This is a genomic window from Pseudomonas sp. B6002 (assembly GCF_013385985.1).
Lineage (GTDB): Bacteria > Pseudomonadota > Gammaproteobacteria > Pseudomonadales > Pseudomonadaceae > Aquipseudomonas.
The window spans coordinates 16799-41848 of record NZ_JACAOY010000004.1 but is presented as its reverse complement, the minus strand read 5'-3'; the positions used below and the strand labels follow the sequence as shown (position 1 = coordinate 41848).

Annotated in this window: 26 protein-coding genes; 15 read left to right on the top strand and 11 right to left on the bottom strand. The window is 60.3% G+C overall.

Annotation, left to right across the window (positions count from 1 at the left end; genetic code table 11):
• Window positions 1-5: 5 nt before the first annotated feature.
• The 7 genes from HX792_RS03715 (at window position 6) to recX (ending at window position 4865) form a co-directional block, all read left to right on the top strand.
• Window positions 6-1220: a carbohydrate-binding protein CenC gene (locus tag HX792_RS03715; RefSeq protein ID WP_176994822.1), complete on the top strand. Its 1215-nt coding sequence runs from the start codon at window positions 6-8 to the stop codon at window positions 1218-1220.
• 8 nt (window positions 1221-1228) lie between these two features.
• Window positions 1229-1606, top strand: a complete 378-nt coding sequence (locus HX792_RS03710) for a phage tail assembly chaperone (protein WP_176994821.1) — start codon at window positions 1229-1231, stop codon at window positions 1604-1606.
• Between the two features lie 18 nt (window positions 1607-1624).
• Entirely contained in the window at window positions 1625-2176 is a 552-nt protein-coding gene (locus HX792_RS03705; RefSeq protein WP_176994820.1) for a glycoside hydrolase family 19 protein, read from the top strand.
• Window positions 2164-2664, top strand: coding sequence for a lysis system i-spanin subunit Rz (locus HX792_RS03700; RefSeq protein ID WP_176994819.1), 501 nt, complete (start codon window positions 2164-2166; stop codon window positions 2662-2664). The genes HX792_RS03705 and HX792_RS03700 overlap by 13 nt, the downstream gene beginning before the upstream one ends.
• 81 nt (window positions 2665-2745) lie before the next feature.
• A complete protein-coding gene (locus HX792_RS03695; protein WP_176994818.1) occupies window positions 2746-3246 on the top strand; it encodes a nicotinamide-nucleotide amidohydrolase family protein in 501 nt (166 codons plus the stop codon).
• An 84-nt stretch (window positions 3247-3330) separates the two neighbouring features.
• A complete protein-coding gene (gene recA / locus HX792_RS03690; protein WP_016970800.1) occupies window positions 3331-4389 on the top strand; it encodes a recombinase RecA in 1059 nt (352 codons plus the stop codon).
• Window positions 4390-4397: 8 nt separating this feature from the next.
• Window positions 4398-4865: a recombination regulator RecX gene (gene recX, locus HX792_RS03685; protein WP_176994817.1), complete on the top strand. Its 468-nt coding sequence runs from the start codon at window positions 4398-4400 to the stop codon at window positions 4863-4865.
• 63 nt (window positions 4866-4928) lie between these two features.
• Here the strand turns inward: recX and HX792_RS03680 are convergent, their stop codons facing one another.
• Together HX792_RS03680 and HX792_RS03675 are read right to left on the bottom strand one after the other, a co-directional pair.
• Window positions 4929-6041 (bottom strand): TIGR00730 family Rossman fold protein, encoded by a 1113-nt coding sequence (locus HX792_RS03680; RefSeq protein WP_176994816.1) that lies wholly within the window; start codon window positions 6039-6041, stop codon window positions 4929-4931.
• A 293-nt stretch (window positions 6042-6334) separates the two neighbouring features.
• Window positions 6335-6775, bottom strand: a complete 441-nt coding sequence (locus tag HX792_RS03675; RefSeq protein ID WP_176994815.1) for a PA3611 family quorum-sensing-regulated virulence factor — start codon at window positions 6773-6775, stop codon at window positions 6335-6337.
• A 179-nt stretch (window positions 6776-6954) separates the two neighbouring features.
• Between HX792_RS03675 and HX792_RS03670 the strand changes: the two genes are divergently transcribed.
• From HX792_RS03670 to HX792_RS03660, 3 genes are all read left to right on the top strand, one after another.
• On the top strand, window positions 6955-7674 hold the full coding sequence (locus tag HX792_RS03670; RefSeq protein WP_176994814.1) for a tRNA-uridine aminocarboxypropyltransferase: 720 nt from the start codon (window positions 6955-6957) through the stop codon (window positions 7672-7674).
• 252 nt (window positions 7675-7926) lie between these two features.
• Window positions 7927-8577, top strand: coding sequence for a response regulator transcription factor ErdR (gene erdR / locus HX792_RS03665; protein WP_176994813.1), 651 nt, complete (start codon window positions 7927-7929; stop codon window positions 8575-8577).
• A 75-nt stretch (window positions 8578-8652) separates the two neighbouring features.
• Window positions 8653-9015 (top strand): diacylglycerol kinase, encoded by a 363-nt coding sequence (locus tag HX792_RS03660; protein WP_017137081.1) that lies wholly within the window; start codon window positions 8653-8655, stop codon window positions 9013-9015.
• A 3-nt stretch (window positions 9016-9018) separates the two neighbouring features.
• Here the strand turns inward: HX792_RS03660 and HX792_RS03655 are convergent, their stop codons facing one another.
• The gene (locus HX792_RS03655) at window positions 9019-9945 is read right to left on the bottom strand and encodes a LysR family transcriptional regulator (protein WP_010212678.1); all 927 of its coding nucleotides are present in this window, start codon (window positions 9943-9945) and stop codon (window positions 9019-9021) included.
• Between the two features lie 124 nt (window positions 9946-10069).
• On the opposite strand from HX792_RS03655, the gene fpr reads away from it, so the two are divergent.
• Window positions 10070-10849: a ferredoxin-NADP reductase gene (gene fpr / locus HX792_RS03650; protein WP_003189055.1), complete on the top strand. Its 780-nt coding sequence runs from the start codon at window positions 10070-10072 to the stop codon at window positions 10847-10849.
• Window positions 10850-11012: 163 nt separating this feature from the next.
• Here fpr and tsaA read toward each other — a convergent pair whose 3' ends face one another.
• The 5 genes from tsaA to rimO all read right to left on the bottom strand — a co-directional run bounded on the left by tsaA (window position 11013) and on the right by rimO (window position 15059).
• On the bottom strand, window positions 11013-11708 hold the full coding sequence (tsaA, locus tag HX792_RS03645; protein ID WP_176994812.1) for a tRNA (N6-threonylcarbamoyladenosine(37)-N6)-methyltransferase TrmO: 696 nt from the start codon (window positions 11706-11708) through the stop codon (window positions 11013-11015).
• Between the two features lie 3 nt (window positions 11709-11711).
• Window positions 11712-12173 carry a DUF1456 family protein gene (locus HX792_RS03640; RefSeq protein WP_071487504.1) on the bottom strand — a complete coding sequence of 154 codons (462 nt, stop codon included), beginning with the start codon at window positions 12171-12173 and terminating at the stop codon, window positions 11712-11714.
• Window positions 12174-12243: 70 nt separating this feature from the next.
• A complete protein-coding gene (locus HX792_RS03635) occupies window positions 12244-12954 on the bottom strand; it encodes an rRNA pseudouridine synthase (RefSeq protein ID WP_176994811.1) in 711 nt (236 codons plus the stop codon).
• Between the two features lie 159 nt (window positions 12955-13113).
• Window positions 13114-13608, bottom strand: a complete 495-nt coding sequence (locus tag HX792_RS03630) for a GNAT family N-acetyltransferase (RefSeq protein ID WP_176994810.1) — start codon at window positions 13606-13608, stop codon at window positions 13114-13116.
• Between the two features lie 110 nt (window positions 13609-13718).
• Window positions 13719-15059 carry a 30S ribosomal protein S12 methylthiotransferase RimO gene (gene rimO / locus HX792_RS03625; RefSeq protein WP_017254931.1) on the bottom strand — a complete coding sequence of 447 codons (1341 nt, stop codon included), beginning with the start codon at window positions 15057-15059 and terminating at the stop codon, window positions 13719-13721.
• A 289-nt stretch (window positions 15060-15348) separates the two neighbouring features.
• On the opposite strand from rimO, the gene HX792_RS03620 reads away from it, so the two are divergent.
• The 4 genes from HX792_RS03620 to HX792_RS03605 all read left to right on the top strand — a co-directional run bounded on the left by HX792_RS03620 (window position 15349) and on the right by HX792_RS03605 (window position 19509).
• Window positions 15349-17250 (top strand): potassium transporter Kup, encoded by a 1902-nt coding sequence (locus tag HX792_RS03620; RefSeq protein WP_176994809.1) that lies wholly within the window; start codon window positions 15349-15351, stop codon window positions 17248-17250.
• 123 nt (window positions 17251-17373) lie between these two features.
• The gene (locus HX792_RS03615) at window positions 17374-18480 is read left to right on the top strand and encodes an NADH:flavin oxidoreductase/NADH oxidase (protein WP_176994808.1); all 1107 of its coding nucleotides are present in this window, start codon (window positions 17374-17376) and stop codon (window positions 18478-18480) included.
• A 102-nt stretch (window positions 18481-18582) separates the two neighbouring features.
• Complete coding sequence (locus HX792_RS03610; RefSeq protein ID WP_176994807.1) at window positions 18583-19128, top strand: GNAT family N-acetyltransferase; 546 nt, start codon at window positions 18583-18585, stop codon at window positions 19126-19128.
• A gap of 195 nt (window positions 19129-19323) precedes the next feature.
• The gene (locus tag HX792_RS03605) at window positions 19324-19509 is read left to right on the top strand and encodes a hypothetical protein (RefSeq protein WP_176994806.1); all 186 of its coding nucleotides are present in this window, start codon (window positions 19324-19326) and stop codon (window positions 19507-19509) included.
• 110 nt (window positions 19510-19619) lie between these two features.
• Here the strand turns inward: HX792_RS03605 and HX792_RS03600 are convergent, their stop codons facing one another.
• The 3 genes from HX792_RS03600 to HX792_RS03590 form a co-directional block, all read right to left on the bottom strand.
• Window positions 19620-21245, bottom strand: a complete 1626-nt coding sequence (locus HX792_RS03600) for a glucan biosynthesis protein D (RefSeq protein WP_176994805.1) — start codon at window positions 21243-21245, stop codon at window positions 19620-19622.
• A 296-nt stretch (window positions 21246-21541) separates the two neighbouring features.
• On the bottom strand, window positions 21542-23404 hold the full coding sequence (locus HX792_RS03595) for an FAD/NAD(P)-binding protein (protein ID WP_176994804.1): 1863 nt from the start codon (window positions 23402-23404) through the stop codon (window positions 21542-21544).
• A 135-nt stretch (window positions 23405-23539) separates the two neighbouring features.
• A complete protein-coding gene (locus HX792_RS03590) occupies window positions 23540-24964 on the bottom strand; it encodes a gamma-aminobutyraldehyde dehydrogenase (RefSeq protein WP_176994803.1) in 1425 nt (474 codons plus the stop codon).
• Window positions 24965-25050: the final 86 nt, after the last annotated feature.

Genomic DNA, 25050 nt, shown 5'->3' with positions numbered 1-25050 from the left:
AAACAGTGGATTACCCAAAAAGTGTGCCCAGCGTTGGGCTGGTAAATGGCAAGTTTGTGGACGAGAACCCCGTGACCGGGACGCCAGGAAGCCTGGTGCCGGCGAGTTGGGGGAATGGGGTGACGCAGGAAATAATCAATGCGATTACTGCCGCTGGGATGGTGCCAAATGAATCTCAGAATAATCAGCTCACCCAGGCGATTAAAGAGCTGGCCAAGCTCGATCCGCAGCAGAGTTTTCCTGCTCAGGTGTATCGCAAGAACTTAGTCATCAATGGCGGGTTTGATATATGGCAAAGGGGGGGTGTCAATGTAAGCCCTTCCGTCGGTGGTTTTCTTGCCGATCGATTTCGCTCTGATTGGGATGGTGCCGCGGGAGTGAATATTTCCCGGCAGAGCTTTGCACTCGGCCAGACTGATGTGCCGAATGAGCCGCGGTTCTTCTTTCGTTGGCAGCAGGTCTCGACTGGGGCCGGATCAACAATCCATAAAGTGTCACAAAAAATCGAGTCGGTAAGGTCGTTAGCTGGCAAAGTTGCGACGATTTCCTTTTGGGCACGTGGGGATGCAACACGCCGTGTATCTTGTTCTATCACGCAGAACTTCGGCAGTGGTGGTTCTGCCCCTGTTACTACGTTGATCAACTCGTTTCTGTTAACGAGCGGCTGGTCACGGTGTCAGGCAACATTTCAGATTCCGTCCATCGCTGGAAAAACATTAGGCACCGCAGACAATGACTGTTTGCGGATTGAAATCGATCTACCGCTTAATACTCTGCAGACTATCGATTTAGCACAGATTCAGTTGGAAGAAGGACCTGCTGCCACAATCTTTGAGCGGCGTCCAATCGCAGAAGAGTTGATTTTGTGCCAACGATTTTATGAGAAAACGTTTAATTATGATGTGATACCGAGTGACTCAGCCAACACTTACGTAGGGTCTCTTATTTCCACAGTGAAACAAGGTCAGGCTGCTTATACGGCTCAGCCGTTAGCTCACTGGCCTTTTAAAGTTGAAAAGCGCGCTATTCCGAGCGTCACACTTTATCGCGTCAACAATAATGGTCCCATAGGGCAATGGCGTTCAGGCAGCGATCAGTATTCATCGGTCAGTGCTCGAACACTAACCACGTCTACCCGCGGGCTTTGGGTTGATAACTCGGATACTGCGCTTACTGTGCAGACCTACTATATCCATGCAACGGCTGATGCCGAACTTTAGGAGGTTTTATGAGCTATCAACTGACACACGATCCCGATACTGTTTTACGTTTGCTAGATAAAGCAACTGTCCCGCGTGCTCATCGCTACTGGTCTGAATACGAAGAATGGTTGTCGCAGGGTGGTATTCCTTTGCCCCTGGATGGGCCTGACCCCCAGAGATTGGAGCGTGAATGGCGTGACGTTCAGATTGAAAGTGTAAAGTGGCTTCGCGAGCGCCACCGCGATGAGGCCGATATGGCTCTCAACACGAAGTTGAACGACGCACAGTTTTCTGAGTTGCTTGTCTATTTGCAACAGCTTCGAGATTGGCCCCAAGCGGCAGAGTTCCCATCAATGGACAAGCGCCCAGCGGCTCCGGGTTGGATTGCACTGCAAGTTAAATAGTGCCTGAAGGAGCTCCTCATGCAGATCTCGCAACTCCAGGCAATATTGCTTAACGCCGGCCCACGAGCCGGCGTTTTCATATCTGCCCTGAACGCGGCCATTGCCCACTATCAAATCACTACCCCCAAACGCATCGCCGCCTTCCTCGCCCAAATCGGCCACGAGTCCGGCGAGTTGCGCTATGTGCGTGAGCTGGGCAGTGATCAATACCTGAGCAAATACGACACCGGCACCTTGGCCATACGTCTGGGTAATACCCCGCAAGCCGACGGCGATGGCCAGCTGTACCGGGGCAGGGGGCTGATACAGATTACCGGTCGGCGTAATTACCTGGCGTGCAGCCAGGCGTTGTTCGGTGATGATCGCTTGCTGCGACAGCCCGAGCTGCTGGAGCAACCGCAATGGGCCTGCGAGTCCGCCGCCTGGTTCTGGCAAAGCAACGGCTTGAATGAATTGGCCGACAAGGACCAGTTCACCACGATCACGCGGCGGATCAATGGCGGGCTCAATGGCTTGGAGGATCGCCTGCAACGGTGGGCGCGGGCGAAGGCGGTGCTATGCGTTTCCTAGTCGGTTGTCGCGTGGTCGGCGTTTGCCTGCTGATGGCCGTTGTGTGGCAAATCCAGGCCTGGCGTTATGGCGCGCAGCTTGAGCAGCAAGCGGCTGCACAGGTGCAGGCGCTTAGTCAGCAATCTGCGTCTGCCCTGCACCAGCAACAGATACAGCAGGAAAAACGGCTGGCGCTGGAGCAACAGCTCAGTGCCAGCGACCAACAACATGCCCAGGAATTGAACGATGCCCAACGTCATCAGGCGGCTCTGCGTGACCGCCTGGCCACTGCTGATGTGCGGTTGTCAGTCCTTCTCGACACCGCCGACACCTCCCGTGGTTGCGCAGTGCCAGCCGCCACCCCCGCCGGCGGCGTGGTTCATGCAGCCCCGCGAGCCCAACTTGACCCGGCGCATGCTCAACGAATTCTCGCCATCACCGACGACGGCGACAGTGCGCTGATCGCCCTGCGTGCCTGCCAGGCATATGTGCAGGCCGTCGCGCATTAGCGTCTTGATGCACTCTGTAACTTGCATGGCCAATGGGCTCCTGTAGGGTAGTCGAACCCCCGCCCATTCCTGGAGACGACCGTGAAGGAAATCACTCAACTGGCCGCTGAACTGGGTCGCCGCTTGCAGGTGCTCAATGCCCATGTCACCACTGCCGAGTCCTGCACCGGTGGCGGTATTGCCGAAGCCATCACGCGGATTCCAGGGAGTTCGGCGTGGTTCGAGGCGGGCTATGTCACTTACTCCAATCGCCAGAAGACCCGGCAATTGAATGTGCCGGAAACGTTGTTTCCAAAAGTGGGCGCCGTCAGCCAGGAAGTGGTGGAAGCGATGGTCCGTGGCGCCCAGGAGAAAAGCCTGGCGCGTTTTGCCGTGGCAGTCAGCGGTGTAGCGGGGCCGGACGGTGGTTCGCCGGACAAACCGGTGGGCACCGTATGGCTGGCTTTTGGCGTGGGTGATGAGGTGACGGCTGAGCGTGAGCACTTCACCGGCAACCGCGACGAGGTCCGCCGACAAACGGTAAAGGCCGCCCTGGAGGGCTTGTTGCGACGAGCTGCAGCAGAAATCGAAAATCAGGGGTAGGCGATCCCGGATCTTTGTGGAACAATACTGTCTACTTATACAGGTGTTGGCCGACCAGGCCTTATTGATTACGTGAGGACTTTAATGGACGACAACAAGAAGAAAGCCTTGGCTGCGGCCCTGGGTCAGATCGAACGTCAATTCGGCAAGGGTGCCGTAATGCGTATGGGCGATCACGACCGTCAGGCGATCCCGGCTATTTCCACTGGCTCTCTGGGTCTGGACATCGCGCTCGGCATTGGCGGCCTGCCAAAAGGCCGTATCGTTGAAATCTACGGTCCTGAATCTTCCGGTAAAACGACCCTGACCCTGTCGGTGATCGCCCAGGCGCAGAAAATGGGCGCCACCTGTGCGTTCGTCGACGCCGAGCACGCCCTGGACCCCGAGTACGCCGGCAAGCTGGGCGTCAACGTTGACGACCTGCTGGTTTCGCAGCCGGACACCGGTGAGCAAGCCCTGGAAATCACCGACATGCTGGTGCGCTCCAACGCCATCGACGTGATCGTGGTCGACTCCGTGGCGGCCCTGGTACCCAAGGCTGAAATCGAAGGCGAAATGGGTGACATGCACGTGGGCCTGCAAGCCCGTCTGATGTCCCAGGCGCTGCGTAAAATCACCGGTAACATCAAGAACGCCAACTGCCTGGTGATCTTCATCAACCAGATCCGTATGAAGATCGGCGTAATGTTCGGCAGCCCGGAAACCACCACCGGTGGTAACGCGTTGAAGTTCTATGCTTCGGTCCGTCTGGATATCCGCCGTACTGGCGCGGTGAAGGAAGGTGACGAGGTTGTCGGTAGCGAAACCCGCGTTAAAGTCGTGAAGAACAAAGTGGCCCCGCCTTTCCGTCAGGCCGAGTTCCAGATTCTCTATGGCAAGGGTATCTACCTGAACGGCGAGATGATCGACCTGGGCGTGCTGCACGGTTTCGTCGAGAAGTCCGGTGCCTGGTATGCCTACAACGGCAGCAAGATCGGTCAGGGCAAGGCCAACTCGGCCAAGTTCCTGGCAGACAACCCGGATATCGCTGCCACGCTTGAGAAGCAGATCCGCGACAAGCTGCTGACCGCCGCACCAGACGTGAAAGCGGCCGCCAACCGTGAGCCGGTTGACGAGATGGAAGAAGTCGACACTGATATCTGAAGCAAACGATGACCGTTGTACTGGATACACTCGTCGCCGTTCGGCGCACTGCAATGGACCTGCTCGCTCGCCGCGAGCATGGTCGAGTCGAGCTGACGCGTAAGCTGCGTCAGCGCGGCGCAGAGCCTGAGATGATCGAAAGTGCCCTCGACCGTTTGACGGAAGAGGGGCTGCTGTCGGAAGCCCGTTATCTCGAAAGTTTCGTTTCCTACCGAGCGCGCTCTGGCTACGGCCCTGCGCGAATTCGTGAAGAGCTGAGCCAGCGTGGCCTGCAGCGTGCCGATATCGACCTTGCCCTGCGTGAGTGCGGTATCAGCTGGCAGGCGCAGTTGGAAGACACTTGGCGTCGCAAGTTTTCCGGCCATCTGCCGATCGATGCCAAGGAGCGCGCCAAACAAGGGCGCTTCCTGAGTTATCGCGGTTTCTCGATGGAAATGATCAACCGCCTCTTGAGCGGCCGAGATCTGGACGACTGAGCAAACCAAAAAACAAAGGCCCACTATGAAAATAGTGGGCCTTTTTTTTCGGCTTTCAAAAAGTCACGCCGTCTCCGGCGCCACCCGCTGCTGCGCCTTCCCCTGAGCCTGCGCCCAGTTCTCCGGCAAATTGATGTAATCCACCAACTCCCGCAACCGCCCCTGATCCCGTCCATTGAAGTTGAACACCAACCGCGTCAAATGGCTGAAGCGCGCTTCATCATGCTCCTCACCCGTATACGCCAGCTGCTGGAACTCCCCACTCAATCGCAGGCTGGCAAACTCGCTCTGCAGATGAGCCAATGCCCGATCACTGAGCGGATGATTCATGCGCACCACAAACTCACGTTTCAGCCAGCGAGTGGAGTGGAAGTTGGCATAAAACCGGTTGATCTCCTCCACCGCTTCTTGTGCGCTGTACACCAGCCGTACCAGCTTGAGGTCGGTGGGCAAGATGTAGCGATTGGCCTCCAACTGGCTACGGATGAAGTCCAGGGCGCCTTGCCAGAAACCTCCACCCGGTGCGTCCAGCAATACCACCGGTACCAGCGGGCTCTTGCCGGTCTGGATCAGCGTCAGCACCTCCAGCGCTTCGTCCAGGGTGCCAAAGCCACCCGGGCACAGCACCAACGCATCGGCTTCCTTGACGAAGAACAGCTTACGAGTAAAGAAGAAGTGGAACGACAACAGGTTGTCGGTGCCATCGATGGTCGGGTTGGCGTGTTGCTCGAACGGCAGGGTGATGTTGAACCCCAAACTGTGTTCCAGGCCCGCACCTTCATGTGCAGCGGCCATGATGCCGCCACCGCCGCCCGTGATCACCATCAGGTCCGATTGCGCCAGCATGGCGCCCACTTCCCGGGCCAGGGCATACAGTGGGCTTTCGACGGGGGTGCGTGCTGAGCCGAACACCGTGACCTTGCGGCGATCCTTGAATTGCTCCAGGACGCGGAAAGCGTTATCCAACTCGCGGATCGCTTGCAGGGTGATCTTGGCGTTCCAGCGGTTGCGGTCGTCCTGGGCCATGCGCAGCACAGTCAGGATCATGTCGCGATAAAGGGGGATGTTCGGGCTGTTGGGGGCGATCAGCTGGAGTTGTGCGTCGACCTGCTGCGTGAGGTCGGCCCCGTTTTCTTCAAAGTGCCGTAATAGGCGGTCATTCGATTCGTAAGGCATTCAACTTCTCCTTTTTGCAGGGCCCGGGTGGCCGACGAGCCATTCGCCGGAGGCGACGACACTGCATGTGTCGTTGCTTGCCGCAGGGGGCAACCTTCTTTTGCCCTGAAAATGTTACAGAACAGCATGAAAAGCGCTGTGATTGAACGGTTGGGATGACTTGATCATGGGCCGGAAAACCCTTGGCTGGCAACCACTTAATTGGCCGCTTGATAGGGAGTCTAGCTGCTGGAGAGGACTTGAAGCGGGGGGGCGTGCGCACCGCCGGACGGCAGTGCGCGCAGGTCACGAGGTTACTTTTTCTTCTTCGCTGCAGCCGGTGCCGGGCAGTCAGCCTCGATGAACTTTACCGACGCCACGGGGCGGTTGGTCTTGTTCTCGGTGATGTCGTAGCGCATCACTGCGCCCTTGGCCATCAGCTCGCGGTAGCCCTTGTTCAGGCACACGCTCTGGCCCAGCTGGAAATACACAGCCTTGGGGTTGGCGCGCATCTGTTCGGCCCGATCAGGCTGCACGCTGAGGTGGTCGATCAGCTGCATGCCTTCGACGGTGTAGGCCACTTCCAGTGTCTTTTCATCGATTTCCCGGGGCAGGTCCTTGTTGCTCTCAGCCGCAACGCTTTGCAGCTTGCGGTTCATTTGGGCCTCCAGCAACGAGGCAGCCTGGGCGCCCATGGGCAAGACCAGCGCCAAGGCGACGGATGGAACAACAAGGCGCAGCATGGAACGCAGCATGAAACTCTCCTGATTCGGTTACTGGTGCATAGACCAGCCACTGCGCTGTGCGTTCAGTGGCGCGCAATTATAGGTGACCCCTTGCCACTACAGCCAGGCGTATCGCTGGTAAACTGCGGCCACTTAAGCCCTCCACGAGTTTTCACCGTGTCGATTTACCCGTCCCAACGGCGCATCCGATGAGCCACGCCGTCTCCCGCCTGCGCGCCCAGCGCCTGGCCCGTGCCGTCCGGCCGTTCCTCAACCGTGGCTCCCGCGCCGAACGTTGCCCCGGCTGTCGGGTCATCCCCGAGTATTGCCTGTGTGTCTGGCGCCCCAAGGTTCAGGCGCGGTCCGCGATGTGCCTGCTGATGCATGACGTGGAACCCATGAAACCCAGCAACACCGGCTGGCTGATCGCCGATGTGATCGATGACACCACCGCGTTCGCCTGGTCCCGCACCGAGGTCGACCCTGAGCTGCTGACCTTGCTGGCCGACTCGCAGTGGCAACCCTACATCGTGTTTCCCGGCGAATTTGTTGCGCCGGAGCGGGTGGTCAGCGAGGTCACGGTGGAGACGGGCAAGCGCCCGCTGTTCATCCTGCTGGACGGCACCTGGAGCGAAGCGCGCAAGATGTTTCGCAAGAGCCCGTACCTGGAGCACTTGCCGGTTCTGAGCCTGGCCTCGGAACAGCTGTCGCGGTACAAGCTGCGCCGATCGAAGCGCGATGATCATTTCTGTACCGCTGAAGTGGCAGCGCTGTGCCTGGAGTTGGCCGACGACCAAACCGCCAGTGAAGTGCTGGATGCCTACCTTGATGTGTTCAGCACCCACTACCTGGCGGCCAAGTTCCAACTGCCGCTGGACCCTGCGGACATCGTCCATACTCGTCTTGCACCCTATATCCCGGCGGTATAACCAGACGACGTTTGCATGATGGCAAAGCAAACCGGTAACCCGCTAAAATGCCCACGGGCGTAGTGCTTGACCCCCCAGGCTACGCTGGGCATGCTGGGCGCCGATTGGGGCGTAACCGTGAATTTTCAGCGTCGTTCCAGGTGTTTTTGACGCTGAGTGTGCCCTGTGGCGATGGCTGCCTGGCCGTCGCCTTGTGTACTGGCGAACCCTGAACCCATCAGGGCTCCCATAAAAAACAGGATCATTTAATCAATGGCCACATACGACATCCTGATAGCCGATGACCACCCGCTGTTTCGCAGTGCGCTGCACCAGGCGGTGACCCTGGGCCTCGGCCCGGACGTGCGCCTGGTCGAAGTGGCCAGCATTGCCGAGCTGGAAGCCCGCCTCACCGAAAAATCCGACTGGGACCTGGTGCTGCTCGACCTCAACATGCCCGGTGCCTACGGTTTTTCCGGGCTGGTGCTGCTGCGCGGTCAATACCCGCAGATCCCCGTGGTGATGGTCTCGGCCCAGGAAGAGGCCGACGTGGTGGTGCGCTCCAAGGAGTTTGGCGCCAGCGGTTTCATTCCAAAGTCCAGCGCCATGGAAGATATCCAGAACGCCGTGCGCACGGTACTCGACGGCGACGTGTCTTGGCCGCCCCAGGCGTTTGAAGAAATCAATGTGTCCGACGAAGCCAAGGCCGCCCGTGATGGCCTGGCCAGCCTCACGCCCCAGCAGTTCCGCGTGCTCACCATGGTGTGCGAAGGCTTGTTGAACAAGCAGATTGCCTACGAGTTGAACGTGTCGGAAGCGACCATCAAGGCCCACGTGACGGCGATCTTCCGCAAGCTCGGCGTACGCACGCGCACCCAGGCGGCGCTGCTCTTGCAACAACTTGAGTCAATTTCGCAGCATTAAGATGTCACCGGTTCACGCTTTTTTGACTTTGCGTGAACTAGTTTCCCCACTCCTTTGGTTCAGTTGCCTACATCTATGTCGCCTTTCAAGGGTCAAACCGGTATCAAACGTATCTTCAACGCAGGGGGCTATTCCCTGGATGGTCTGCGTGCGGCTTTCACCGGCGAGGCGGCATTTCGTCAGTTGGTGTTGCTGAATGTCATCCTGATCCCGCTGAGCTTTTTCCTGCACGTCAGTCGCGTCGAGCGCGCGTTGCTCATCGCGGTGTGCCTGCTGGCCCTGATCGTCGAGCTGCTCAACTCAGCGGTGGAAGCGGCGATCGACCGTATTTCCCTGGACCGCCACCCCTTGTCCAAGAACGCAAAGGACATGGGCAGCGCCGCACAATTTGTGGCACTGACCATGATCACCCTGGTCTGGGCCGTTATCCTGATCTAAGCCTCAGGCGATGCTCGGCAACACGATTTCGTCGCTGCGCTGAACCCCGGCGGTAAAGGCGCGGCACAGCTCCAGGAACTCACGCATCGCCGAGGTCTGGTACTTCTGTTTATGCCAGATGAAGTAGAACTGCCGGGCCAGGTCCAGGTCCGGGGTTTCCACCGGCACCAGGCTGCCACGGCGGAATGCATCGCGCAGCGCCAGCCGGGAGATGCAGCCAATCCCCAAACCGGACTCCACCGCCCGCTTGATCGCCTCGGTGTGTTCCAGCTCCAGGCGGATATTCAGCGCGCTGCGGTGATGGCGCATGGCTTGGTCAAACGTCAGGCGCGTGCCCGAGCCTTGTTCCCGCAGGATCCACGCCTCATGGGTCAACTCGTCCATGCTCGCCACACCCCGCTTGGCCAGGTGATGCTGCGGCGCGCAGAACACCACCAGCTCGTCCTCCACCCAGGTTTGCACTTCGATGTCCGGGTGGCTGCAGTCACCTTCGATTAGACCCAGGTCAATTTCGTAGTGCGCCACCTGGTGCACGATATGGGCAGTGTTCTGCACATGCAGCTTCACCTGGCTCTCGGGGTGCTGCTGCATGAAACTGCCGATCAGCAGGGTCGCCAGGTAGTTGCCGATGGTCAGCGTGGCCCCGACTGCCAGGGAACCGAAGCCGGACTTGCCGTTGAGCAGGTCCTCGATCTCCTTGGCCTGGTCCAGCAGCGCCACCGCCTGGGGTAACAGCTGATGGCCGAGGGCGTTGAGGCTGAGGCGCTTGCCCGCGCGGTCGAATAATTGGCAGCTGGATTGACGCTCCAGCTCGGTGATCGACGTGCTGGCGGCGGATTGAGATAATGCCAGAAGGCCAGCAGCGCGGGAGACGCTTTCCTGCTGGGCGACGGCGACGAAAACTTGCAGTTGACGGAGAGTAAATCGCATATCGATATAACCGATAACCCTTATCTTAATAATCCAGTTAACAGATATTGTCGCCGCCATTAGAATGCTGTGCAATTGCGCATCCCATCTTTGGCGCAGACCCATTTCCAGGAGTCCCCCGTACATGAGCAACATGAACCACGAGCGTGTCCTCAGTGTTCATCACTGGAACGACACTCTGTTCAGCTTCAAGTGCACCCGCGATCCGGGCCTGCGCTTCGAGAACGGTCAGTTCGTGATGATCGGCCTGCAACAGCCCAACGGCCGCCCGCTCATGCGTGCTTACTCCATTGCCAGCCCGAACTGGGAGGAGCATCTGGAGTTCTTCAGCATCAAGGTCCCGGATGGCCCGCTGACTTCCCAATTGCAGCACTTAAAGGAAGGCGACGAGATCATTATCAGCAAAAAACCGACAGGCACCCTGGTGCTTGACGATTTGAAGCCGGGCAAGCACCTGTACCTGCTCAGCACCGGTACTGGCCTGGCGCCGTTCATGAGCGTGATCCAGGACCCGGAAACCTACGAGCGCTTTGAAAAAGTGATCCTGTGCCACGGCGTGCGTTACGTCAACGAAGTCGCCTACCGCGAGTTCATCACCGAGCACCTGCCGCAGAACGAATTCTTCGGCGAGGCCCTGCGTGACAAGTTGATCTACTACCCGACCGTGACCCGCGAGCCGTTCGAAAACGAAGGCCGCCTGACCGACCTGATGCGCAGCGGCAAGCTGTTCAGCGACATCGGTCTGCCGCCGATCAACCCTGAAGACGACCGCGCCATGCTGTGCGGCAGCCCAAGCATGCTGGACGAAACCAGCGAAGTGCTGAACAGCTTCGGCCTGAAGGTTTCGCCGCGCATGCGTGAGCCAGGTGACTACCTGATCGAACGCGCGTTCGTCGAAAAATAAACACCGATACAAAAAATTGTGGGAGCTGGCTTGTGTGGGAGCTGGCTTGCCTGCGATGCAGACGCCGCGGTCATTCAGTTGAACCGAGGTGATGCTATCGCAGCGGTGCGGCGATCCGACAAGCCAGCTCCCACACAAGCAGCTCCCACAGTCGTTTCAGCGTTTATTTCGCCGCGAGCACTTCCAACACACAAATCACCCCAGCCTCGGGATAGTGCCAGCGCACATCCACATCCCAGAACTGCGCGCCGTATTCACGCTCCGGCCCTGGTGTCTGGTACGCCGGCCGTGGGTCCTGCGCCAGGCATTGATCAATCAACGCCACCAAGGGTTCGCCAAGGCGTTCGGCATGGCTTTGAGCCTGTTGCAGGGCGGTCTTAAGCCACTGCACCGGAATCAGCTGCGGCGCGGCGCTGGCGATGCCGTTGGTGGCGATGTCGACAATGTCGGCATACGGCACGTACGGCTTGATATCCAGCACCGGCGTGCCATCGAGCAGGTCGATCCCGGAAATCCACAGCTTGCCGGGTTCCACCTTGTCCAGCTTCACCACCGACTGGCCGATGCCGTTGGGTCGGTGGGTGGCGCGGGTGGCGAACACGCCCATGGATGCATTGCCGCCCAGGCGGGGCGGGCGCACTTTCAGGCGGGGCTTGTCTTCCAGGGCCTGGTGGAACAAAAACAACAGCCACACATGGCTGACCTGCTCCAGGCCCTGCACCGCCTCGCCGCCGTCGAACGGCGCCACCAGCTCCAGTACGCCACGGGCGGCGGGCGCCAGTTGCGGTTGGCGCGGGATGGCGAACTTCTCCTTGAAGCAGGAACGCACGAAACCGACGGGAGAGACGTTGTAGCTCATGGCTTAGGTGCGAACCCGCAGGGTCAGGCCCTTGAGGAAGTTGCGCAGCAACTGGTCGCCGCACGGGCGGTAGTTGGTGTGGCCGAATTTGCGGAACAGTGCGCTCAGCTCCGGCTTGGACACCGGGAACTCAGCGGCCTTGAGGATGGCGTGCATGTCGTCTTCCTTCAGTTCGAAGGCCACGCGCAGTTTCTTGAGGATGATGTTGTTGGTCACCGGCGTCTCGATCGGCTGCGGCGGACGGCTTTCGTCCTTGCCGCGCTTGAAGATCACCAGGCCATCGAGGAAGTGCGCCATGACTTCATCCGGGCAGAACACGAAGCCTTCTTCCTCGTCTTTCTTGAGGTAAGTCAGCAGATCGTCCTTGGTCACGTCCATGCCGCCGAGCTTGATGATCTCGACCATCTTGTTGTCGCTGATGTCGAGCATGTAGCGCACGCTGCGCAGTACGTCGTTGTGAATCATGGTGGGCAATCCTGGTATTCAACTGAGGACACCGCCGAAACCCGGCAGTGTCGAGAAAAAGGGTGGCGGCTTAGAACTTCTCTTTGCCGGACAGGTAACGCCATTGGCCGACCGGCACCTTGCCGATGGACACGCCGCCGATACGAATACGGCGTATGGCGATGACCTTGAGGCCAACCGCTTCGCAGAACAGGGCGATCACGCCGGGCTGCGGATTTTTCATCGCAAAGCGCAGGCGGTTTTCGTTCTGCCAGCTGGCTTTGACGGGCGGCAGCTCTTTGCCTTTGTAGGTCAGGCCGTGATTCAGGCGGTTGAGGCCGTGGGCAACCATGTCGCCTTCGACCTCGACCACGTATTCTTGCTCGATCTTGGCGGCATCGGCGGTCAACTTGCGCAGAATCTTCCAATCCTGGGTGAACACCAGCAGGCCGCTGGCCTTGGCTTGCAGGTCGGCGCTGGCGGTCAGGCGCAGGAAGTGGCCCTTGAGCGGTCGCTTGCCGAAGCGGTGTTCTTCCGAGAGCGTTTCGGCGCTGATCGAGGCCATGGCCGTTTCGGCGTCCACGCCAGCCGGCGCGTGCAGCAGGATAGTCACCGGCTCGGGCGCGGTGGCCTTGGCCTCCGGGTCCAACTCGACCTTCTGGGTGGTGACCTTGAACTGCGGCTCGTCGATCACTTCACCGTCCACCGAGACCCAGCCGCCTTCGATGAACAGCTCAGCCTCCCGACGGGAGCAACCGACCAGTTCGATAAGGCGTTTGGAGAGGCGTATGGGGTCAGTCATGACAAGGGCCGTAACAAAAGGGGGCGGCTATTGTACCTGCCTGGCGCCGGTTAATCCCGGCTCCATTTCAGTGCGGGTGTTTTTTGTGGGGGCTCTGGCTTTGCTGGGAGCTGGCTTGTGTGGGAGCTGGCTTGCCTGCGATTGCCTCCACGCGGTACATCAGGCAGACCGAGGTGCCTGCATCGCCGGCAAGCCAGCTCCTACAGAAGCGCGCAAGCGCATGTGCAGCAGTGGGTAAGGCTGGCCGAGGCCATCATGCTCCGTACGCCCGATAACCTCGAACCCCTGCTTGAAGTAGAAACCAAGCGCCTGGGGGTTCTGTTCGTTCACATCCAGCTCATCGGCGTTCAAATGCTCGATCGCATACTTCAGCAATTGCCGGCCCAAACCTTCACCCCGGTGCTGCGGATCAATAAACAGCATCTCGACCTTGCCCGCCGCCACCCCGGCAAATCCGGTAATGTTCTGACGCGCGTCCTTCGTACAGATCAGCATCACGGCATCCAGATAGCGGGTCAGCACCAGGTTTTTCAACAACAGGATGTAACTGTCCGGCAGAAAGTCATGGGTCGCCCGCACCGAGGCCTCCCAAAGGCGCGCCAACTCCGCGTAGTCGCTGGTTTTAGGTGTGTGGATGACCGAACGCTGACGCATGCCCGCTGCCCCTTGCCGATGAATGGCGCCGATGGGCAAACGATAGACCGAAAAAAGCCCCGCATCTTGTCCAGAGGCGGGGCTTTTTCAAATTATTACGCAGGCGCGATTCAGTCGCGCTTTTCAGCCCACAAGTCGTACTCGTCGGCGTCGGTCACGGTGCACCACACCTTGTCACCTGGCTTCAAACCGCTGGCATCGTCGATGAACACGTTACCGTCGATTTCCGGCGCGTCGAAGAAGCAACGGCCAACGGCGCCTTGCTCGTCGACTTCGTCGATCAGCACTTCGATTTCCTTGCCGATGCGCAGTTGCAGGCGCGCCGAGCTGATCGCTTGTTGGTGCGCCATGAAACGCTCCCAACGGTCTTGCTTGACGTCATCCGGCACCACGGCCAGGTCCAGCAGGTTGGCGGGGGCGCCTTCTACCGGCGAGTACTGGAAGCAGCCGACGCGGTCCAGTTGGGCTTCAGTCAGCCAGTCCAGCAGGTACTGGAAGTCTTCTTCGGTTTCGCCAGGGAAGCCGACGATGAAGGTGGAACGGATGATCAGCTCCGGGCAGATCTCGCGCCAGTTCTTGATGCGCGCCAGGGTCTTGTCTTCAAAGGCCGGGCGTTTCATGGCTTTCAGGACTTTCGGGCTGGCGTGCTGGAACGGGATGTCCAGGTACGGCAGGATCTTGCCGGCAGCCATCAGCGGGATCAGCTCGTCCACGTGCGGGTACGGGTACACGTAGTGCAGGCGCACCCACACGCCCAGGCTGCTCAAGGCTTCGCACAGCTCGGTCATGCGGGTTTTCACCGGCGCGCCGTTCCAGAAACCGGTGCGGTATTTCACGTCAACGCCGTAGGCGCTGGTGTCCTGGGAGATCACCAGCAGCTCTTTCACACCGGATTTGACTAGGCGCTGGGCCTCGTCCAGCACGTCACCCACCGGGCGGCTGACCAGCTTGCCGCGCATCGACGGGATGATGCAGAAGCTGCAGCTGTGGTTGCAGCCTTCGGAAATCTTCAAGTACGCGTAGTGACGCGGGGTCAGCTTGATGCCTTGCGGCGGCACCAGGTCGATCAGCGGGTTGTGATCCTGGCGCGGTGGCACCACTTCGTGCACGGCGTTGACCACCTGCTCGTACTGCTGCGGGCCGGTCACGGCCAGCACGCTTGGGTGCACGTTGCGGATATTGCCTTCTTCCACACCCATGCAACCGGTCACGATGACCTTGCCGTTTTCCTTGATCGCTTCGCCGATCACTTCCAGGGACTCAGCCTTGGCCGAGTCAATGAAGCCGCAGGTGTTGACCACCACCACGTCCGCGTCCTGGTAGGTGGACACGACGTCGTAGCCTTCCATACGCAATTGCGTAAGGATGCGTTCGGAATCGACCAGGGCCTTGGGGCAGCCCAGGGATACAAAGCCGACCTTGGGATTGGCCGTCGCGGGAGTGGTGGACATGTCTAACCTCGGTATTGAATGACGCCGCCAGTCGGGCACGACAAGGCGGTAGACGGGCGCTTGGTGCGCCTCTGATCAAAAAGTGCGCAATTCTAGCGACGGGCAACGCACTTGACCAGCTTTATGCAGGGAAATACGACGAGTGCTGCGCTATGCTTCGCGCCGTTGCACACGGGTAAAACCCCGAGGTCAATAAAACGTCTGTTACGAGAAGTAAAACAGCGCATGCTAGGGTCAGCTTAGACGCGCTGTTTATAAAAGACCTCAGGTCAAAGGGCAGGAGTGGTTGATGGGTCAGGCAAGTAGTCAGGCAGCAGGTGCCGAGCATTCCAACGCAAAGCCGATTGGCATGCTGGTGGCGGCGGTCGGGGTGGTTTACGGCGATATCGGTACCAGCCCGCTCTATACCCTAAAAGAAGTGTTCACTGGCGGTTACGGGGTTCAGGTCAACCATGATGGGGTGCTGGGGATCCTGGCGCTGATCTTCTGGTCGCTGATCTGGGTCGTGTCGATCAAGTACATGCTGTTCGTGCTGCGCGCCGACAACCAGGGCGAGGGCGGCATCATGGCCCTGACGGCACTGGCGCGTCGGGCGGCAGGGGAGCGCAAGAAACTGCGCAGTTTCCTGGTGGTGTGTGGGTTGTGCGGTGCGGCGCTGTTCTACGGCGACAGCATGATCACCCCGGCCATTTCCGTGTTGTCGGCTATCGAAGGCCTGGAGTTGGCGTTCGACGGCCTTGAAAAATGGGTCGTGCCCATCGCGTTGATCGTGCTGGTGGCGTTGTTCCTGATCCAGAAACACGGCACCGACCGCATCGGCAAGCTGTTCGGGCCGGTGATGGTCACCTGGTTCCTGGTGCTGGGCGGCCTGGGGGTGTATGGCATCACGCTGCACCCTGAAGTGCTCAGCGCGTTGAATCCGCTGTGGGGCGTGCGTTTCTTCCAGGCCCACCCGGGGATTGGCGTGGCCATTCTCGGCGCCGTGGTCCTGGCATTGACCGGGGCCGAGGCGTTGTACGCCGACATGGGCCACTTTGGCCGCAAGCCCATCGCCCGCGCCTGGTTCATGCTGGTGCTGCCGGCGCTGGTGCTGAACTATTTCGGCCAGGGCGCCATGCTGCTGGGTGATCCGGAAGCGGCGCGCAACCCGTTCTACCTGCTGGCGCCGAGCTGGGCGTTGATCCCGCTGGTGGTGCTGTCCACCCTGGCGACCGTGATTGCGTCCCAAGCGGTGATTTCCGGTGCGTTCTCGTTGACGCGCCAGGCGATCCAGTTGGGCTACATCCCGCGCATGCACATTCAGCACACCTCCAGCGCCGAGCAGGGCCAGATCTATATCGGTGCGGTGAACTGGTCGTTGATGGTCGGCGTGATCCTGCTGGTGCTGGGCTTCGAGTCCTCTAACGCCCTGGCCTCGGCCTACGGTGTGGCGGTGACCGGCACCATGCTGATGACCACTATCCTGGTGTCGGCGGTGATGTTGCTGCTGTGGAAATGGCCGCCGATCCTGGCAGTGCCGGTACTGGTCTGCTGCCTGTTGGTCGACGGCCTGTACTTTGCGGCCAACGTGCCGAAAATCATCCAGGGCGGTGCCTTCCCGGTATTGGCGGGGATCGTGTTGTTCGTGCTGATGACCACCTGGAAGCGCGGCAAGCAATTGCTGGTGGATCGCCTCGACGAAGGCGGCCTGCCGCTACCGATCTTTATTGGCAGTATCCGCGTGCAGCCGCCGCACCGTGTGCAGGGCACCGCCGTGTTCCTCACCGCGCGGCCTGACGCGGTGCCCCACGCGCTGTTGCACAACCTGCTGCATAACCAGGTGTTGCATGAGCAGGTGGTGATGCTGACGGTGGTCTACGAAGACATTCCACGGGTGCCCACCTCGCGTCGCTTCGAAGTGGATGCCTACGGCGAAGGCTTCTTCCGGGTGATCCTGCACTTTGGTTTTGCCGACGAGCCGGACGTGCCCGAAGCCCTGAAGCTGTGCCATCTGGACGATCTGGACTTCAGCCCGATGCGCACCACCTACTTCCTTAGCCGTGAGACCGTCATCGCCTCCCGGATCAAGGGCATGGCGCGCTGGCGCGAGGCGTTGTTCGCGTTCATGTTGAAGAACGCCAACGGCAACCTGCGTTTCTTCAAGCTACCGGTCAACCGCGTGATCGAGCTGGGCACCCAGGTCGAAATGTAAGCGGCTGCAAGACGGGAGCCGGCAATCGGCTCCCGTGTTCCATTCTGAACCCTGTGCAATCGCGCGTTGTCGACTAGGCTCTAAGCACCGTTGAGTGCCCATAGAACCCAGAAGAGGTGCGCCATGAGTCAGCTGCTCGAACCCTATACCCTCCGTCAATTGACCCTGCTTAACCGCATCGCCGTCTCGCCGATGTGCCAGTACTCTGCGGATGATGGCCTGGCCAATGACTGGCATCTGGTCCACCTGGGCAGTCGCGCGGTGGGGGGCGCCGGGCTGATTTTCACCGAAGCCACCGCCGTGACCGCCGATGGCCGCATCACCGCCCAGGACCTGGGCCTGTGGAACGACGCACAGATCGAACCGCTGCAACGCATCACCCGGTTTATTGCGGCCCAGGGGGCGGTCGCAGGTATTCAACTTGCCCACGCCGGGCGCAAGGCCAGCACCCATCGGCCCTGGATCGGCAAGCATGGCAGCGTCAAACCCGAAGACGGTGGCTGGGTGCCGGTGGGGCCGTCACCGATTGCCTTTGACCCCAACCACACGCAACCCAAGCCACTCGATGACGCGCAGATCCAGCAGGTTATCGCCGACTTTGTCGCCGCCGCCAAACGCGCACTCACGGCGGGTTTCGAAGTGGTGGAGATCCACGCGGCCCACGGTTACCTGTTGCATCAATTCCTCTCGCCCATCAGTAACCAGCGCCAGGATCAATATGGCGGCTCCTTTGAAAACCGCATCCGCCTGGTGCTGGAAGTGACGAAGGCCGTGCGCGACGTCTGGCCCCAGGAGCTGCCGTTGTTCGTGCGCGTATCGGCCACCGACTGGGTGGAAGACGGCTGGAACCCCGACGAAACGGTGGAGCTGGCACGCCGCCTGAAGGACTTGGGCGTAGACCTGATCGACGTGTCCTCCGGTGGCACCGCCGCCAACGCCGAGATCCCCACCGGCCCCGGCTACCAGACGCGCTTTGCCGAGCGTGTGCGCAAGGAGTCCGGCATGGCCACCGGTACCGTCGGCATGATCACCGAGCCGGCCCAGGCCGAGCACATCCTGCGCACGTGCCAGGCCGATATCATTTTCCTGGCTCGTGAACTGCTGCGCGACCCGTACTGGCCGCTGCATGCCGACGACGACCTGGGCGGGCGCAAGGCCATCTGGCCAGCGCAGTACCAACGGGCGACCCATCGCGACCAGCCGATTCACGAGTCCGATCTCAGGGATTGATCCTACAGTCGCTTAATACAAACCCACCCTGGCCCGGTGGGTTTTTTCTTGCCCGCGGTTCACGCAACCCCGATGCTTGGCGCTCAAAAGCAGGAGGCCACCATGTCGGTCGAACGAGCGTTAACTAAAAACGATATCCCTTTGCTGGCCACCATCGACCGCACGGAACTTGTACACGAGTGCTACCGCGTCGAGGACGGCGAGCTGGTGCTGTACCCCGACTTCCACGACATGCGCGGCTGGCCCGAAGGCGAGGCTGAACAGGACGCCATTGCACTGCTCGCCTGCCTTGAGCGGGGCGGGTGGTTATGGGGTGTGTTCGACGGGCCCATCCTGGTGGCTGCAGTGGTGGTGGACAATCGCCCCATCCACAACCGGGGCTTGCTCCTGCAGCAGTTGAAGTTCCTGCACGTCAGCCATCGGGCGCGAGGGCGCGGGCTGGGAGGGCGGTTGTTTGCCCTGGCGTGTGAGCAGGGGCGAAAGGCTGGCATCGATGGCCTGTATGTATCGGCTACGGAGTCGCGCAATACCGTGGACTTTTACCTGCGTCATGGCTGCCAGAGGCTGCAACACCCCGACCCCGGACTGTTTGCACAGGAACCCCACGACATTCACCTGTATCGGCCATTGCGTGAGAAAGGGCTGTAGGTCTTTGTTACCGCTGAATTTTTTTAAGTTAATACTCTAAAAAAATCCCACGTCTGGCGAGATAGTTTCTACGCTTAGGGTAAGTCTGATTTCTGGCCCAGGGAGTCAGTCGGTTTGTTCACGCAGGCATTGCGCTTTGCGGGAGGCGGGTGATGGGCACCGACAGTATTTGATCGATATCAGGAGTAACGGTCCATGGCCAAGTCCTATGGTGTAGCGGGTGCGGTGGCGGCTTATGTGGGTCGCAGGTTGTCGTTGTGGGGGCGAAGGCTGAGTTCCGATGAAGCTGAATTGCTGGCGCAGTACCGGGCGTTGACCGAAAACGATCAGGTGGCGATGCGCTATTTGATTGGGGCGATGAAGAGTGTTTCGCGGTTCTAGATGAAGGGGCATCACTGTGGGAGCGGGCTTGCCCGCGATAGCATCGCCTCGGTACAGCCGAGAAACCGAGGTGTCTGCATCGCTGGCAAGCCAGCTCCTACAAGGGGGTATCAGGTGTATTTACGCGCCTCTGGCGCTGGCGGGAAGTATTGATACAACCAGGTCTCGCTCAAGGTGCGGTCCTGGGTGCGGATGAACAGCCGCAGTTCCACCGGTTCCACGCTGTCGCTGGTCGGGTACCAGTCGAACAGGATGCGGTAGCCCTTGATGTTGTCGAGCACCAGCACGCTGAAATCCTTCACCTGGCCGTGGGAGCAGGTCACTACCGGCTCAATCCCGGTGCCGGCCGGCAGGCGGTCGAGGCCGCCCCCCTTGAAGTCCACGGCAAAGCGACGTGCCCACACCTCAGGGTAGTGTTCGCCCGGTGCCCAACCTTCGGTAAAGCCACCCATGCCGGAACGGGTTGCATCGACCTGTGCCAGCGGCGTGCTCACAGGCGGCAGGGCGCTCCAGTACAGCTTGTAGCCGTAGTTCAGCGAGTCACCGGCAGCCACCGGCGTTTTCGGGGTCCAGAAGGCCACGATGTTGTCCAGGGTTTCGCCGGTAGTCGGGATTTCCAGCAGGTCGATCGAGCCTTCGCCCCACGCCGTCGTTGGTTCTACCCACAGGCTTGGACGCTTGCTGTACCAGTCCACGGTGTCCTGGTAGCTGGCGAACTCATGGTCGGTCTGCACCAGGCCAAAGCCTTTCGGGTCTTTGTCGGCAAAGGCGTTGAATTGCAGCTTGGCCGGGTTGTTGAGCGGGCGGCAGATCCACTCGCCGTTGCCGCGCCACATGGCCAAGCGGTCGGAATCGTGGATCTGCGGGTGGATGGTGTCGCACATGCGGCGTTCATGGGTGCCACAGCTGAACATGCTGGTCATCGGCGCGATGCCCAGTTGTTCGATGGCGGTACGCGCATTGATGTGCGCGTCGATGGCCATCACCACCTGGTTGGCCTGGCAGTCGATGTCGAAGCGGTAGGCACCGGTGGCGCTTGGCGAGTCGAGCAAGGCGTAGACCACAAAGCGGGTCGCGTCCTTGTCCGGGGTTTCGAACCAGAACTGCGTGAAGTCAGGGAATTCCTCGCGTTTTTTCGCGTAGGTATCGATGGCCAGGCCACGGGCAGAAAGGCCGTACTGGCCGGTGGAATCCACGGCACGGAAGTAGCTGGCGCCCAGAAACGACAGCACGTCATGGCGGTCCAGCTCAGGCGCCTTGAACAGCTTGAAGCCGGAGAAACCCAGGTCGCCCGTCAGTTGCTTGGTGTCGACGGTGGTTTTTTCATAGTTGAACAGCGACGGGCGGAAATGCACCTCGCGGGCTTCACGGGTCTTGGGGTCGACGCTGTGCATGCGCACCGGCGTCTTGAAACCCATGCCGACGTGGAAGAACTGCACGTCCAGTTGGCCGTTCAATTCCTTCCACAGCGAGTGCTTGCCGTCGTAGCCGATGGCGTTGAAATTCTGCGGGGTCATGGTCGCCAGGGTCGGCGGCAGCACCTGTTTGGTGTCTTTGTAAGGCGTGCCGGCCAATTGCTTGGCCTGGGCCTTGAGCGATTCAAAATCGAAAGCGATGGCCTTGCCGTCGGCGGCGCGGTTGCCGGCCCAGGCTTGCGCAGCGAGCAGGCCGCTGGCCGATAAACCGGTGTAAGCCGCAATGGCCATGGACGCTTTGAGCAAATTCCTGCGGTGCATAGAGACAACCTGTCGTGAGCAAATCCTGCGCCGTTCCTGGCACGTACTGGATCAGAAATTACGGTTCGGACATGCCTTCGACCAAACGCAACGAACAATAAACAGACGCCGGATAGCTTAAGCGGTTCGGTGACGTAGGAAAAATGATTGATGGCGGGACGATGGCGTTGCAAGTGCGACAAGACATTTCCAACTGACACAATTCCACTGTAGGAGCCGGCTTGCCGGCGATGAGGCCCTTGACGTCAGCGCAACATTCAAGGTCGCCATCGCCGGCAAGCCGGCTCCTACAAGGGTTAGGCGATTTCGCCGACTGCCCGGTAAGCCTCATCAATCGCCGCATGGGCATACGCGCTCCATGCGGCATCCGAGTTGGCGATGCTCACATGCCCCAGCGGTTTTTTCGCCAGTTTCATCCACGCTTCGGTCTGATCCGCATCGTCATACAAACTGTTGGAGAAGCTCGCATAACCGTGTGACCAGCGGTTGACAGTGATCGCCAGAATATCGCGCTCATGGTTGAAACCGCCCGGGCCCAGCATGCGCTGCAACTGGTCGCGCAGCTGTGCTTCCAGTTGCTCGAAGGTCTGCCCATATAACTTGCCCCGCCCGGCGCGGGCCTGGTCGCGGGCGTTCATGCCGCTGTTGGGGCTGGTGGGCACGTAGACCATGTGTAAACCGATTGGCTGCGTCGGGTCGCGGGGGTGGTCGTAGCCGCCCATGCTCACCGGGTAATCCAGCTTGATCCGGCTGTAGGGCTGGGTCGCTGCATAAATCTCATGCACCCCCAGTTTCTGGAACGACTGCCAGTTGCGGATCACCACCTTGGTGTACACCAGCGGGTATTTCACGTTCTGGCTCAGAGCGTGGGCCTGGGGCGCCGGCAAGTCCTTGAGCAGGTAGGGGATCATCATGTTGTAGCAGGCCAGGATGCAGCGTTTGCCGCGCACCTGTGCGAGTTGTCCACCACGGCTGTAGCCGATATGCACGCCGTCGCCGACGTTGCGCACGCTGACGGCGGTGCTGTTCAAGCGCAACCGCACGGAGGCCTTGGGCTGGTCCAGCTTGGCGTAGTCAAAGGCCGCCAGCACGATATCGTCCATGGTGTGCCCCGGCGCCACGCCTGGGATCAGGCTGCGCACCAGCAAGCGCGCCACCGACGCATTGCCATCCGGGAAGTGATAGATGTAGGGTTCTTCCATTTCCGCAGCGGCTTCTTCGCTGATCGGCGCCAGGTTCATCCCGCCAAAGCCTGGGAAGCCCACGTTGTAGGCGTCAGCCGACGCCACGGCATCAATGCTCAGGGCCATGAAGTCGTTGGTACGGCTCTGGAAGTACTTCACCGCACCTTCCGACAAGCCCACGTTTTTCAGCAGGAAATCCCGGTAGCTGGTGGCCGCGAGGTAGCTGGCCTTTTCCTCGGCGGTCTTGCCCGGCAGGTAGTCCTTGGGCGCCGTGTGCAGCTCGATCAAGGCCTGGCGATCGGCCTGTGGCAATGGGAAGTCATTGATGAAGTCGCGGAGGGCGCGCGCGTTCAGTTGGTCTGGCGCGATATCGTCGGCCACCATCGGCGTGGGGTCGCCGGTCACCAGCTTGTCTTCGCCGAAGTTTTCCTTGTCGAAGAACACCCCGCGCGACAGCCCCAGGCCCGGATAGAATTGGCGGTCGAAGGCGGTTTCAAAGCGCTTGATGTTCACCCCGAGTTTTTTCAGCAGGCCATTCACTTGCTTGCTGTACAGATGGTTCGGCGACTGGAACGCCTCGCTGCCGCCGTAGCCGATGATCATGCGACCACCGGCCTGGAATTCATTGCGCTTGGCGTGGCCGCCGAAGTCGTCGTGGTTTTCCAGGATCAGGATCTTCGCCTTGGGGTGCTTCTCGCGGTAGAACCACGCCGCCGACAAACCGCTCAAGCCGCCGCCGACCACCACCAGGTCATAGTCCTCGGTGATCGGCAGTTTCTCGGTATCGAACACCTTCTTTTCCCAGCCCATCTGGTGCGCCACCTCGAACGAGCCGACATGGCTGCCGCGCAGGCCGGTAAGGGCGGGAGGGTAGTAGCGTCCATCGGGCGCGGCTTGCAAGAGTTGCAGCGGGGTCATGCCGGCGGCAACGGTAATGGCGACGCCGTTGAGGAAGTCGCGGCGGGTGATATCCATGGGGAAGAACCTGAATTTTATTGTTATGTGAGCCCGTAGGAGCCCGGCTTGCCGGCGATGGCATTCGCAAGAACACCACAAGGCTCAAGGGCCTCATCGCCGGCAAGCCGGGCTCCTACAAGGGCGTTTTGCGGGTCAGTGCTTGAACATCACATGGCGAACGGTGGTGTAGTCCTCCAGCCCGTACATGGACATGTCCTTGCCATAGCCCGACAGTTTCTGACCGCCGTGAGGCATTTCGCTGACGAGCATGAAGTGGGTGTTCACCCACGTGCAGCCGTATTGCAGGCGTGCGGCCAAGCGGTGGGCACGGCCGACATCGGCGGTCCAGACGGACGACGCCAAACCGTAGTCCGAATCGTTGGCCCAGCCGAGCACCTGTGCTTCGTCATTGAACTTGGTGACCGACACCACTGGCCCGAACACCTCGCGACGTACGATTTCGTCGTCCTGCTGCGCATCGGCCAATACAGTGGGTTCAAAGAAGAAGCCATTGCCTTCCACCGCCTTGCCCCCGGTGACCAGGCGAATGTGCGGTTGCGCCACCGCGCGCTCGACAAAACCGGCCACGCGGTCGCGGTGTTGCGCGGTGATCAGCGGGCCCAACTCGGAGGCCGGATCATCCTGCAAGCCGTACTGGATGCTGGCGACCGCTGCGCCAAGCTTCTCGACAAACGCGTCGTAGATATCGGCTTGGGCATAGATGCGGCACGCCGCGGTGCAATCCTGGCCGGCGTTGTAGAAACCGAAGGTGCGAATACCTTCCACGGCAGCGTCGATGTCCGCGTCGTTGAAGATGATCACCGGCGCCTTGCCGCCCAGTTCCATGTGCATGCGCTTCACGCTGTCGGCGGTGCTGGAGATGATGTTCGCACCGGTGGCAATGGAGCCGGTCAGCGACACCATGCGCACTTTCGGGTGGTTCACCAGCGGGCTGCCCACGGTTGGCCCACGGCCGAACACCAGGTTGAGGACGCCGGCCGGGAAGATTTCAGCGGCCAACTCGACCATGCGCAGCGCAGTCAGCGGGGTTTGTTCCGACGGTTTGAGCACCACGGTATTACCGGCTGCGAGGGCGGGGGCGATTTTCCAGGCGACCATCATCAGGGGGTAGTTCCACGGCGCGATGGAGGCGATCACGCCCACCGGGTCGCGGCGGATCATCGAGGTGTGCCCCGGCAGGTATTCCCCACCGGCCGAGCCACTCATGCAACGGCTGGCACCGGCGAAGAAGCGGAACACGTCGGCAATTGCCGGGATCTCATCGTTCAGCGCGGCGCTGTAGGGCTTGCCGCAGTTGTCCGACTCCAGCTTGGCCAGCTCTTCGCCGTGGGCTTCGATCACGTCCGCCAGTTTCAGCAGCAACAGCGAACGGTCCTTGGGCGCGGTTTGCGACCAGCTTTCAAACGCCGCATCGGCAGCACGCACGGCGGCGTCGACCTGGGCTTCGCTGGCTTCGTTGATTTCTACCAGCACACGGCCGAGTGCCGGGTTGAAGACGGCTTGGGCCGGGCCTTCGCCTGCGACCAGGTGGCCGTTGATCAGTAATTTGGTTTGCATGGTTCAATCCTCCTCAAAATTCCCTGAAGAAACCGGTTCACCTGTAGGAGCTGGCTTGCCAGCGATGGCGGTTTCAATTGACCCAC